The 11,925-nt window shown below is 72.5% G+C and carries 11 protein-coding genes; 9 read left to right on the forward strand and 2 right to left on the reverse strand.

What is annotated here, in order from left to right:
• Nucleotides 1-137 precede the first annotated feature (137 nt).
• The 6 genes from carA (at nucleotide 138) to cmk (ending at nucleotide 7,332) form a co-directional block, all read left to right on the forward strand.
• Nucleotides 138-1,358 (forward strand): glutamine-hydrolyzing carbamoyl-phosphate synthase small subunit, encoded by a 1,221-nt coding sequence (gene carA / locus KSP35_RS03350; RefSeq protein ID WP_216998926.1) that lies wholly within the window; start codon nucleotides 138-140, stop codon nucleotides 1,356-1,358.
• Nucleotides 1,358-4,708: a carbamoyl-phosphate synthase large subunit gene (gene carB / locus KSP35_RS03355; RefSeq protein ID WP_216998927.1), complete on the forward strand. Its 3,351-nt coding sequence runs from the start codon at nucleotides 1,358-1,360 to the stop codon at nucleotides 4,706-4,708. Before carA ends, carB begins: the two co-directional genes overlap by 1 nt.
• Nucleotides 4,709-4,755: 47 nt before the next feature.
• Nucleotides 4,756-5,685: a dihydroorotate dehydrogenase gene (locus KSP35_RS03360; RefSeq protein ID WP_254126964.1), complete on the forward strand. Its 930-nt coding sequence runs from the start codon at nucleotides 4,756-4,758 to the stop codon at nucleotides 5,683-5,685.
• A complete protein-coding gene (gene pyrF, locus KSP35_RS03365) occupies nucleotides 5,663-6,388 on the forward strand; it encodes an orotidine-5'-phosphate decarboxylase (protein ID WP_216998928.1) in 726 nt (241 codons plus the stop codon). The genes KSP35_RS03360 and pyrF overlap by 23 nt, the downstream gene beginning before the upstream one ends.
• Nucleotides 6,389-6,451: 63 nt before the next feature.
• Nucleotides 6,452-6,766: an integration host factor, actinobacterial type gene (mihF, locus tag KSP35_RS03370; RefSeq protein WP_216998929.1), complete on the forward strand. Its 315-nt coding sequence runs from the start codon at nucleotides 6,452-6,454 to the stop codon at nucleotides 6,764-6,766.
• A gap of 47 nt (nucleotides 6,767-6,813) precedes the next feature.
• The gene (cmk, locus tag KSP35_RS03375) at nucleotides 6,814-7,332 is read left to right on the forward strand and encodes a (d)CMP kinase (protein WP_254126965.1); all 519 of its coding nucleotides are present in this window, start codon (nucleotides 6,814-6,816) and stop codon (nucleotides 7,330-7,332) included.
• On the opposite strand, the gene KSP35_RS03380 is transcribed toward cmk, so the two are convergent.
• Nucleotides 7,329-8,057, reverse strand: coding sequence for a hypothetical protein (locus KSP35_RS03380; protein WP_216998931.1), 729 nt, complete (start codon nucleotides 8,055-8,057; stop codon nucleotides 7,329-7,331). The genes cmk and KSP35_RS03380 overlap by 4 nt on opposite strands.
• Nucleotides 8,058-8,108: 51 nt before the next feature.
• Nucleotides 8,109-8,870, reverse strand: a complete 762-nt coding sequence (locus tag KSP35_RS03385) for a hypothetical protein (protein ID WP_216998933.1) — start codon at nucleotides 8,868-8,870, stop codon at nucleotides 8,109-8,111.
• A gap of 173 nt (nucleotides 8,871-9,043) precedes the next feature.
• Here KSP35_RS03385 and rpoZ point away from each other — a divergent pair, with 173 nt between their 5' ends.
• From rpoZ to metK, 3 genes are read left to right on the forward strand one after another with little or no spacing between them, the layout of a single operon-like run.
• Entirely contained in the window at nucleotides 9,044-9,364 is a 321-nt protein-coding gene (gene rpoZ / locus KSP35_RS03390; protein ID WP_216998935.1) for a DNA-directed RNA polymerase subunit omega, read from the forward strand.
• Between the two features lie 28 nt (nucleotides 9,365-9,392).
• Nucleotides 9,393-10,598 (forward strand): bifunctional phosphopantothenoylcysteine decarboxylase/phosphopantothenate--cysteine ligase CoaBC, encoded by a 1,206-nt coding sequence (coaBC, locus tag KSP35_RS03395; protein ID WP_371748951.1) that lies wholly within the window; start codon nucleotides 9,393-9,395, stop codon nucleotides 10,596-10,598.
• Between the two features lie 54 nt (nucleotides 10,599-10,652).
• Nucleotides 10,653-11,846 (forward strand): methionine adenosyltransferase, encoded by a 1,194-nt coding sequence (gene metK, locus KSP35_RS03400; protein ID WP_216998939.1) that lies wholly within the window; start codon nucleotides 10,653-10,655, stop codon nucleotides 11,844-11,846.
• Nucleotides 11,847-11,925: the final 79 nt, after the last annotated feature.

The following is an 11,925-nucleotide window of genomic DNA, read 5'->3' on the forward strand; positions in this document are numbered from 1 at the left end:
TCGGCTGGTAGCTTCCTCTCCTGACCGTGAAGTGGGTCCAGTGAGGCCCACACGGACAGGAGCGCAGCAATGGCACAGCCCACCTCGTCACCCACGCCCCCAGCCGGGGGCTTTTCTTTTGCCCGGGAGGCGGTGGCGTGATCCGCGGCGCGCTCCTCGTGCTCACCGACGGCACCACGTTCGAGGGCGAGGCCCTCGGGGCCACGCCGGCGAACGGCATCGCCACCGGTGAGGTGGTGTTCAACACCGTGCTGCACGGCTACCAGGAGGTCATCTCCGACCCCTCCTACGCCGGCCAGATCATCACCTTCACCTATCCCCACATCGGCAACTACGGCGTGACCCCGCACGACGACGAGGGCCGCCGGCCCTTCTGCCGCGGCGTGGTGGTCCGCGAGCCCGCTCGGCGCCGCTCCAACTGGCGCGCCACCGAGGACCTGGACGCCTGGCTGGTGCGCCACGGCATCCCCGGCATCGGCGGGGTCGACACCCGGCGGCTCACCCGCCACATCCGCGACACCGGCGCCACGCCCGGTGCCTTCGGCGCCCTGGGCGAGGCGCCCGACGGGACCACCGTGACCGAGGCGTCCTTGCTGGCAGCGGCCACCGCCGAGCCCGGCACCGACGGCGTCGACCTGGTGGCCCAGGTCACCACCGACGCCTCCTACGTGGTGGGCAGCGACGCCCCGTTCCGCGTCGTCGCCTACGACTTCGGCATCAAGGCCACGATCCTGCGCCACCTGGCCGGGTTCGCCAACGTCACCGTGGTGCCCGCCTCCACGCCGGCGGCCGAGGTGCTGGCCCACCACCCGCACGGCGTCTTCCTCTCGAACGGGCCCGGCGATCCCGAGGCCGTGCCCTACGCGGTGGAGGCCACCCGCGAGCTGCTGGGCAAGGTCCCGGTCTTCGGGATCTGCCTCGGCCACCAGATCCTGGGCCTGGCGCTCGGCGCCCAGACCGTGAAGCTGCCCTTCGGCCACCACGGCGGCAACCACCCGGTCCGCCGCCTGCGCGACGGCAAGGTCGAGATCACCAGCCAGAACCACAACTTCGCCATCGACCCCGACACGCTGGTCGACGCCGAGGTCACCCACGTCAACCTGAACGACGGCGTGGTCCAGGGCATCAAGGCCACCAAGGTGTCGGCCTTCTCGGTCCAGCACCACCCGGAGGCTGGCCCCGGCCCGCACGATGCCAGCTACCTCTTCGACGACTTCGCCCTGGCCATGGCCGGGTTCCACGCCGACGCCGGCCTGCCGACGGCCCCCAAGCCGGAGCTCGTCTGGGGCCAGGAGCCCGACGGCCTCGTGACCGGGCACCTGCAGCGCAGCGACGCCGACCACGGAGGCCAGGCCTGATGCCCAAGCGCACCGACATCGAGAGCATCCTGCTCATCGGCTCCGGGCCGATCGTCATCGGCCAGGCCTGCGAGTTCGACTACTCGGGCACCCAGGCGTGCCGGGTCCTCCGCGAGGAGGGCTACCGGGTGATCCTGGCCAACTCGAACCCGGCCACGATCATGACCGACCCCGACTTCGCGGACGCCACCTACGTGGAGCCGCTCGACGTCGACATCCTCACCAAGATCATCGAGAAGGAGCGGCCCGGCGCGCTGCTCCCCACCATGGGCGGGCAGACGGCGCTCAACCTGGCCATGGAGCTGGTCGAGGCCGGCGTCCTCGAGCGCTACGACGTCGAGCTCATCGGCGCCGACGCCACGGCCATCGCCACCGCCGAGGACCGCAACCTGTTCAAGGAGGCCATGATCGGCATCGGCCTCCACGTGCCCGCCTCCGGCGTGGCCGCCCCGCCCAAGGTCCTGACCGAGGCGCGCGAGCCCCGCACCCCCAAGGCCGAGCTGGTCAAGGCGGCTATGGAGTCGGCCCGCGAGGTGGTCGACCGCATCGGCCTGCCCGTGGTCATCCGGCCCGCCTACATCCTCGGCGGCAAGGGCACCGGCATCGCCTCCACCCCCGAGGAGTTCGAGCGGGTGGCCAGCCACGGCCTCGACTCCAGCCCCATCACCGAGATCCTCATCGAGAAGAGCATCGCCGGCTGGAAGGAGTACGAGCTCGAGGTCATGCGGGACCACGCCGACAACTGCGTGATCATCTGCTCGATCGAGAACGTCGACCCCATGGGCGTGCACACCGGCGACTCCATCACCGTCGCCCCCGCCCAGACCCTCTCCGACGTCGAGTACCAGCAGATGCGCGACGCCGCCTTCGCCTGCATCCGGCGCGTCGGCGTCGAGACCGGCGGCTCGAACGTCCAGTTCGCGCTGAACCCGGAGAACGGCGACCTCGTCGTCATCGAGATGAACCCCCGGGTCAGCCGGTCCTCGGCGCTGGCCTCGAAGGCCACCGGCTTCCCGATCGCCAAGATCGCCGCCCGCCTCGCCGTCGGCTACACGCTCGACGAGATCCCGAACGACATCACCCGCAAGACCCCCGCCAGCTTCGAGCCCACCATCGACTACGTGGTCACCAAGGTGCCGCGCTGGGCCTTCGAGAAGTTCCCGGGCCAGGAGCCGGTGCTCGGCACCCAGATGCAGTCGGTCGGCGAGGCCATGGCCATCGGCCGCACCTTCCCCGAGTCGCTGCAGAAGGCGCTGCGCTCCCTGGAGCAGGGCCGCCTCGGGCTCAACGGCGACCCGGGCGAGACGGCGTTCGACGACCTCAGCGACGACGAGCTGGTGGCGGCGGCCGCCATCGGCACGCCCGACCGCCCGTTCCAGCTCGAGCGGGCCATCTGGCGCGGCATCGACCCCGACCGCATCTTCGAGGAGACCCGGGTCGACCCGTGGTTCCTCGACCAGATGAGCCTCATCACCGAGGAGCGCAAGCACCTCGAGCAGGTCGGGTTCGCCGCCATGGACCGGCGCGCCTGGCGCCGGGCCAAGCGGCTCGGCTTCGGCGACGCCCAGCTCGCCCACCTGTGGTCGGTCACCGAGGCCGAGGTCCGCGCCGCCCGCCTGGCGGCCGGCGTGAAGGTCACGTTCAAGACGGTCGACACCTGCGGCGCCGAGTTCGAGGCCGAGACGCCGTACCACTACTCCACCTACGAGGACGACGACGAGGTCCGCCCCGGCGAGCGGCCCAAGGTGCTGATCCTGGGCTCGGGGCCGAACCGCATCGGCCAGGGCATCGAGTTCGACTACTGCTGCGTCCACGCCAGCTTCGCCCTGCGCGACGCCGGCTACGAGACGATCATGCTCAACTGCAACCCGGAGACGGTGTCCACCGACTACGACACCTCCGACCGGCTGTACTTCGAGCCGCTCACCTACGAGGACGTCATGAACGTCATCGACGGCGAGCAGGAGCCCGGCAGGGGCGAGCTGGCCGGCGTGATCGTCTCGCTCGGCGGCCAGACCCCGCTCAAGCTGTCGGGTCGCATCCCCGCCGAGCTGGTGCTGGGCACCTCGCCGGCGTCGATCGACCTGGCCGAGGACCGCGAGGGCTGGAACGCCCTGTGCAACGAGCTCGGCATCGCCCAGCCCCCGGGCGGCACGGCCGTCAGCTACGAAGCGGCCAAGGTGATCGCGGAGGACATCGGCTACCCGGTGCTCGTGCGACCCTCCTACGTGCTCGGCGGCCGGGCCATGGAGATCGTCTACGACGACGCCCAGCTCGAGCGGGCCATGGCCCAGCTCGCGGGCTTCGGCTCGCTGGGCAAGGAGGGCGGGCTGTCCGCCGAGCGCCCGGTGCTGGTGGACCGCTTCCTGGAGGACGCCACCGAGGTCGACGTCGACGCCATCCGCGACCGCACCGGCGCCATCGTCATCGGCGGCGTCATGGAGCACGTCGAGGAGGCCGGGGTCCACTCCGGCGACTCCGCCTGCGCCATCCCGCCGTACTCGTTGAGCCCCGAGACCGTCGGCGCCATCGAGGACTGCACCCGCCAGATCGCCACCGCCCTCGAGGTGGTCGGCCTCATCAACGTGCAGTTCGCGGTCCGCGACGGCGAGGTCTTCGTCATCGAGGCCAACCCCCGCGCCAGCCGCACGGTCCCGTTCGTCGCCAAGGCCACCGGCGTGCCGCTGGTCAAGGTGGCCGCCCGGGTCATGGTGGGCGCCACGCTCGAGGAGCTGCGGGCCGAGGGCCTGCTCCGCGACCCCGACACCGCCGGCCACGTGGCGGTCAAGGAGGCGGTGCTCCCGTTCAACCGCTTCCCCGACGCCGACCGGGTCCTCGGGCCCGAGATGCGCTCCACCGGCGAGGTCATGGGCATCGACCGGTCCTTCGGCCTGGCCTTCGCCAAGAGCCAGATCGCAGCCGGGGACCGGCTGCCGGAGTCCGGCCAGGTGTTCTTCTCGCTGGCCGACCGGGACAAGCCGTCGGGCATCCGGGCCGCCCAGGCCTTCGTCGCCCTCGGCTTCGGCCTCGTCGCCACCGACGGCACGGCGGACGCCTTCGAGGCCGCGGGCGTGCCGGTGGCCCGCCGGGTCGCCAAGCTCGGCGAGGAGGGCAGCGGCGGCGAGACCGCCGTCGACCTCATCCACGCCGGCGACATCCAGATGGTCGTCAACAGCCCCAAGGGCCGTGGGCCCCGCGCCGACGGCGGCTACATCCGGGCGGCAGCCGGGGTCGTCGGGATCCCGTGCCTCACCACCGCCGCCGCCGCCCTGGCGGCCGCCGAGGGCATGACCGACTGGTCCACCCACGAGCTCGAGGTCAAGGCGCTCCAGGAGTTCCACCAGCGGTGAGGCGCCTGTGCCGCGGTGCCGGGGGCGGGCGCGACGGTGCTGCCGCCGTGCCCGACCTGCCCACCCGCGTCGGCTCGATCGAGCTGCGCAACCCCGTCATGACGGCGTCCGGCACGGCAGGCCACGGCGCCGAGCTGGCGTCCTACCTCGACCTCGAGGCCCTCGGTGCCGTGGTGACCAAGTCGGTCTCCGCCGACCCCTGGCCCGGCAACCCGGCGCCCCGGGTCCACCAGGCCACGGCCGGCATGCTCAACGCCGTCGGCCTCCAGGGGCCCGGCGTGGCGGCCTGGCTGGCCGACGAGCTGCCCGACCTCATCGCCACCGGCGCCACCGTCGTGGCCTCGATCTGGGGCCGGTCCGTCGACGACTACCGCCGGGCCGCCGACCTGCTGGCCGACGCCCCGGGCCAGGTGGTGGCGGTCGAGGTCAACCTGAGCTGCCCCAACGTCGAGGACCGCTCGGGCATGTTCGCCCACTCCGCCGAGGCCACCGAGGCGGCCATGGCGGTCACCGCCGGCTGCGGCCGCCCGCGGTGGGCGAAGCTCAGCCCGAACGTCGGCGACCTGGTGCCCATCGTCGACGCGGCCGTCCGTGGGGGCGCCGAGGCGGTCACCCTGGTCAACACCGTCATGGGCATGGCCATCGACCCCGCCACCCGGACCTACCGGCTCGGCAACGGGGGAGGGGGCCTGTCGGGCCCGGCCATCCACCCGGTGGCCGTGCGCGCCGTCCACGACGTCGCGGCGGCCCGCCCCGACGTGGCGATCGTCGGCGCCGGCGGCGTCCTCGACGGCGAGACCGCTGCCGAGCTGCTGGTGGCCGGCGCCTCGGCGGTGCAGGTCGGGACGGCCACCTTCGCCGACCCGCGGGCTCCCGGTCGGGTGGCGGCAGAACTGGTTGACTGGTGCCGGCGACACGGCGTCGAGCACGCCGACGAACTGATCGGAGCGATCCATGGACACGACCGCCGCAGCTGAGACGCCGCTGATCCAGGCCGACCACGACGTGCGGCGTCGACTGGCGCTGGTCATCGACGTCGACGACCTGGTGGTCGCCCGCCGCCTCGCCCAGACCCTGCGCCCGTGGTTCGGCGTCGCCAAGGTGGGCCTCGAGCTGTTCAGCGCCGCCGGTCCGGACGCCATCGAGACGATGGCCGAGCTGGGCTACGAGGTCTTCGCCGACCTCAAGCTCCACGACATCCCCACCACCGTGGGCAAGGCCTCGCGGGTCCTGGGCTCGCTGGGCGCCAGCTACGTGACCATGCACGCGTTCGGCGGGGTCGACATGCTCCGCGCCGGGGTCGAGGGCCTGCGCGCCGGCGCCGAGTCCGCCGGCCTCCCCGAGCCCACCGCCCTCGCGGTGACCGTGCTCACCAGCGACGGCGGGGCCCCGCCCCACATCCTCCCCAAGCGGGTGGCCACCGCCATCGAGGCCGGCTGCGGCGGTCTGGTGTGCGCGGTCGGCGACGTGCGCGAGGCCCGCCTGCTGGGCCCGGCGCTCACCATCGTCACGCCGGGCATCCGTCCGGTCGGCTCGCCCACCCACGACCAGGCCCGGGCCGCCACGCCCCAAGAGGCGTTCGACGCCGGTGCCGACCTGCTCGTCATCGGCCGCGCCGTCACCGCAGCGCCGGACCCGGTGGTCGCCGCCGCCGAGCTGGTCGAGTCGCTCACCCTGTGACCTGCGTGTCCGTCATTCGGACACTCCGAGAATCCGAAGCGAGGCAGGAGTAGGGTTGTGCCCATGGCACAGCCTCCGACCCTGTCACCGGAACAGCGCGCTGCGGCGCTCGAGAAGGCGGGCCAGGCCCGCCGTGCTCGCGCAGAGCTCAAGGAGCGCTTGAAGATGGGCTCCATCACCCTGGCCGAGGTCCTCAAGCAGGGCGAGACCGACGAGCTGGTCGGCAAGACCAAGGTGCTCGCCGTGCTGGAGTCCCTGCCGGGCGTCGGCAAGGTCAAGGCCCGCCGCACCATGGACGAGATCGGCATCGCCGACACCCGCCGCGTGCGCGGCCTCGGTGCGCAGCAGCGCGAGTCGCTGCTCGCCGCCTTCGCCTGACCGTGCTGGTCACCCTTTCGGGGCTGCCGGGCTCGGGGACGAGCACGGTGGCCCGACTGGTCGCGGCCGCCCTCGGCCTGGACCACCTCGACGGCGGCACGGTGTTCCGCACCGTGGCGGCCGAGCAGGGGATGAGCCTGGCCGAGTACGCCAAGCTGGCCGAGCACGACGAGAACATCGACCGCGCCCTCGACGACCGGCTCACCGAACGGGCCCGCCAGGGCGACGTCCTGCTCGAGTCCCGGCTCTCGGGGTGGCTGGCCACCCGGGCCGGGCTCGAGGCGCTCACCGTCTGGATCGCCTGCGACGAGGTCGAGCGGGCCCGTCGGGTGGGCGGCCGCGACGGCCACGACGCCGAGGAGGCGCTGGCCCACAACCAGAAGCGCGAGCGCTCCGAGCGGGCCCGCTACCTCGGCTACTACGACATCGACCTCACGGACCTGTCGATCTACGAGCTCGTGCTCGACAGCACCGAGGCCGGGCCGGAGGCGCTGGTGGCCGAGATCGTGGCGGCCGCCAGGGCCCGGGCCGATCGCCCGGACCCCGCAGAGGCGCCGGCGCCCTAGTTGCCCGGGGCGGGGGCCACCGTGACGGTGGAGGCCGTGGCCCCGCCGTCGTCGGCCGTCACCCCGAGGCACGCCGAGGCGCCGTCGAGCGGGTCGACGTCGTCGTCGTCGCCCAGGAAGCTGGCGATGAACGAGGCTCGCAGGGCCTCGTCGGTGACCGCCTTGCGCAGGCAGGCCTCGGTCTTGGCGTCGATCGCCTGGCCCTCGGTGGAGAACGCCTTGATGAAGGTGTCCGCCAGGTTCACGTCGCAGGCCTCGAACTGGTCGTAGAGCTCGCCGGCCTTGTCCTCGTCGATGCCCAGGGACTTCGGGAAGTCGTCGCCGTTGCCGGCGGCGAACTGCTGCGGGGTGAGGCCGGCATCGGTGATCTTGTCGAAGCCGATCACGTCGATGAACTTGTCGGCGACGCACTCGGACTTGTCCTTCGAGAGGATCTCGCCGGAGGAGTCGAAGCTCTCGGTGAAGGCGTCGACGTAGGCCTGCCGGGAGCGGTCGCCGTCGTCGGCCACGGTGGTGCTGGGGCCGGAGTCGTCGGAGCCGATCGTGGTGGTGGTCTCGGTGTCGCCGTCGACGGTGGTGGTCGACGCCGTGGCCGCCTTGTCGGGCTTGGTGGTGGTGGTCTTGGCCGCGCCGTCGGAGCCGTCGGAGCTGCACGCCGCGGCGCCCGTGGCGAGCAGGGCGGCGAGGGCGAGGCCGGCGAGGAGCCGGCGGGGTTGGGTGGTCATGGGATCCGTCCTAGGTGGTGCTGGTTGGGGGGCAGGCTACGCGGTGGCCGTTCAGGGACCGGTGGTCGTGGGGCCGGTGCTGTTGGCGCTGCTGTCGGCGCTGTCGCCGCCCAGGCCGAGGCACTCGCTGGCCTTGTCGATGGGGTCGTCGGCCAGGTCCTCGCCGGTGTAGTCGGCCACGAAGGAGCGCCGGAGGTTGTCGTCGGTCAGGTACCGGTCGAGGCACGCCAGCTGGGCGGTCGTGGGCTTGGCGCCGCCGAAGCTGGTCAGGGCCTTGGTGAAGGTCTCCTTCAGGTCCAGGTCGCACTCGGCGAACTGGTCGTAGAGGTCCCCGGCCAGCTCCTCGTCGACCCCGAGCGAGGCGGGGAGGTCCTCGCCGTCGCCCTCGGCGAGCTGCTTCGGGGTGACGCCGGCGTCGTTCAGGTCGTCGACGCCGATCACGTCCACGAACCGGTCGGCGAGGCAGTCGATCTGGTCCTTGGTGTAGATCTCGGAGTCGTCCTCGTCGAAGCTGCCGATCATGGCGGTGACGTAGTCGTCGCGGGAGTAGGCGCCGTCATCGCCCCCGCCGCCGCCCGGCTCGGTGGTGGTCGTCGGGTCGTCGTCGGGATCGGTGGTGGTCGTGACCTGGGGATCGGGGTCGTCCACGTCGGTGGTGGTCGTGGCCCGGGCGGTCGTGGTCGTGGTGGCGTCGTCGGCGTCGGAGCCACCGCTGGCGCCACAGGCGGCGACCGAGCCGGACAGCAGCAGGAGCATCGCCGCCGCGGTCAGCGCCCGGCGGGCGGGGGTGGGGGTGCTACGGGGGGTGGGCACAGGGGGGGTCCTTCCAGAGGGGCCGTTCGGCGGAGCATCCGACGTCGGGTGGTGGCGAGGGGTTCCCCCGGCGGTGCGGGACCAAACGGGGCGGGGTCCCCATCTCGCCCGGGAGGGGCCGGCCTTGGTACGGTGGACTGCCCTGCGCAACCGGACGAGGAATCGGATCTCCCATGACCTGGCAGCACGACACCATGATGAACCCGCCGATCGAGGGCCTCCTCGAGCGGGCCGACTCCAAGTTCCGCCTCGTCACCCTCGGTGCCAAGCGGGCCCGCCAGATCAACTCGTACTTCGGCCAGCTCGGTGACGGGCCCGGCCAGCTGGTCCCGCCGCAGGTCACCTCGGTGGCCCGCAAGCCGCTGTCGATCGCCTTCGAGGAGATCGCCGCCGACAAGATCGAGGCCGTGCAGATCGACCCGGAGGCCCTCGCCGCCGAGGCGCAGGCCGAGGCCGACGCCATCGCCGCTGCGGCCAAGTCGTCGGGCGAGTAGCACCACCCACCACCGAGGTCCGCACGTGATCGACGGATCTCGCATCGTCCTCGGCGTCACCGGGGGCATCGCCGCCTACAAGGCGGTCGAGGTGTGCCGTCGGCTGGTCGACGCCGGCGCGCACGTGGCGCCGGTCATGACCGAAGGGGCGTCGCGCTTCATCGGCGAGACCACCCTGTCGGCCCTGGCGTCGGAGCCGGTGCAGACCTCGCTCTGGGACGAGGCCAGCCCCATCCCGCACACGCGCCTCGGCCAGGGGGCCGACCTGGTGGTGGTGGCGCCGGCCACCGCCCGCCTCCTGGCCGACTACGCCGCCGGCCGCTCCCACGACCTGCTGACGGCCACCCTGCTGGCCACCCGGGCGCCGGTGCTGGTGTGCCCGGCCATGCACACCGAGATGTGGGAGCACCCGGCGGTCCAGGTCAACCTGGCCACCCTCCGGGCGCGTGGCGTGCACGTCGTCGAGCCCGAGGCGGGGCGCCTGGCCGGCGGCGACGTGGGCCACGGCCGCCTGGCCGACCCCGCAGCGATCGTGGCGGCCGTCGCCGCCATCCTGACCCCGGCCGACCTCGCGGGGCTGTCGGTGGTGGTCACCGCAGGCGGCACGCGCGAGCCCATCGACCCGGTGCGCTTCATCGGCAACCGGTCCTCCGGCAAGCAGGGCCACGCCCTCGCGGCGGCGGCCGCCCGCCGAGGCGCGGCGGTCACGCTCGTCACCACCGTCCCCGGCACCGCGCCCGCGGGCGTGGCGGTGCGGGCGGTCGACACGGCCGACGAGATGCACGCCGCGGTGGCCGAGCTGGCACCGGCGGCCGACGTCGTGGTGATGGCGGCCGCGGTGGCCGACTTCAAGCCGGTGGCCGTCGCCGGCGACAAGCTGAAGAAGGCCGACGGCGTGCCCGAGATCCGCCTGGAGCCCACGGTCGACATCCTGGCCGAGCTGGGCGCCGGCAAGGCGCCGGGGCAGACCCTGGTGGGCTTCGCGGCCGAGACGGCCGACGTCGCCGCCAACGCCCAGAAGAAGCTGGTGGCCAAGCGGGTGGACCTGCTGGTGGCCAACGACGTGTCGGCCCCCGAGGCCGGCTTCGAGCACGACACCAACGCCGTGGTCATCTACCGGGCCGACGGGAGCTTCCTCGAGGTGCCCCTCGCGAGCAAGGGCGAGGTGGCCGATGCGGTCCTCGACTCGGTGGTTGCCCACCGCCTACAGTCGTCCGGTTCGTCAAAATCGTAATACCTGACCAGATTCGTCAACTATGAACCGTTCGTCAGAACGAAGGAGTGCCCTGTGACCCGCTGGACCTTCACCTCGGAGTCGGTGACCGAAGGCCATCCCGACAAGATGGCCGACCAGATCTCCGACGCGGTGCTCGACGCCATCCTGGCCCAGGACCCGGCGGCCCGCGTGGCCTGCGAGACGCTCATCACCACCGGCCTGGTGGTCGTGGCCGGCGAGATCACCACCAGCGCCTACGTCGACTTCCCGGCCATCGTGCGCGGCACGGTCAACGGCATCGGCTTCGACAACGGCAACGTCGGCTTCGACGGCAACACCTGCGGCGTCATCACTTCCATCGACGGCCAGTCGCCCGACATCGCCCAGGGCGTGGACACGGCCTTCGAGACCCGGACCGGCTCCGCCGGGGAGGACGAGCTAAACAGCCAGGGCGCCGGCGACCAGGGCATGATGTTCGGCTACGCCTGCAACGAGACCGACGATCTCATGCCGATGCCGATCTGGCTGGCGCACAAGCTCTCAGCCCGCCTCGCCGAGGTCCGCAAGGCCGGGATCCTCCCGTACCTCCGCCCCGACGGCAAGACCCAGGTCACCTTCGACTACGAGGGCAACACGCCCGTCGCCCTGAAGACCGTGCTGATCTCCACCCAGCACAACCCGGGCATCGATGCCGAGACCACCATCAAGCCCGACCTGATCGAGCACGTCATCCGCCCGTCGCTGCCGGCGCAGTTCGCCGACGACGACTTCGAGGTGTACGTCAACCCCACCGGCAACTTCGTGCTGGGCGGGCCCCACGCCGACGTCGGCCTCACCGGCCGCAAGATCATCGTCGACACCTACGGCGGCATGGCCCGCCACGGCGGCGGCGCCTTCTCCGGCAAGGACCCGTCGAAGGTCGACCGCTCGGCCGCCTACGCCGGCCGCTGGGTGGCCAAGAACCTGGTCGCCTCCGGTGCGGCCGACCGGGCCGAGGTCCAGGTCGCCTACGCCATCGGCGTGGCGCACCCGGTCTCGCTGCTGGTGGAGACCTTCGGCACCGCCAAGGTCGAGGAGTCGAAGATCGTCGACGCCGTCAACCAGGTGTTCGACCTCCGCCCCGGCGCCATCCTCCGCGACCTCGACCTGCGTCGCCCGATCTACCAGAAGACGGCGGCGTACGGTCACTTCGGCCGCAACGACCCCGACTTCACCTGGGAGCACACCACCCGGGCCGACGACCTGAAGTCGGCCCTCGGCCTCTGAGCCCAGCCGGCACGACCACGAGGGGACGGGCTCCGGCCCGTCCCCTCGTCGCGTCCGGGCCCGGCCACGCGCGAGGGTG

Source organism: Aquihabitans sp. G128, from assembly GCF_019048865.1.
Classification (GTDB): domain Bacteria; phylum Actinomycetota; class Acidimicrobiia; order Acidimicrobiales; family Iamiaceae; genus Aquihabitans.

Bases quoted from the DNA above. Each gene is read 5' to 3' on its own strand.
- rpoZ (WP_216998935.1), top strand. From the start codon at position 9,044: ATGACCTGGCAGCACGACACCATGATGAACCCGCCGATCGAGGGCCTC.
- pyrF (WP_216998928.1), top strand. From the start codon at position 5,663: ATGGACACGACCGCCGCAGCTGAGACGCCGCTGATCCAGGCCGACCAC.
- mihF (WP_216998929.1), top strand. From the start codon at position 6,452: ATGGCACAGCCTCCGACCCTGTCACCGGAACAGCGCGCTGCGGCGCTC.
- carB (WP_216998927.1), top strand. From the start codon at position 1,358: ATGCCCAAGCGCACCGACATCGAGAGCATCCTGCTCATCGGCTCCGGG.
- KSP35_RS03380 (WP_216998931.1), bottom strand. From the start codon at position 8,057: ATGACCACCCAACCCCGCCGGCTCCTCGCCGGCCTCGCCCTCGCCGCC.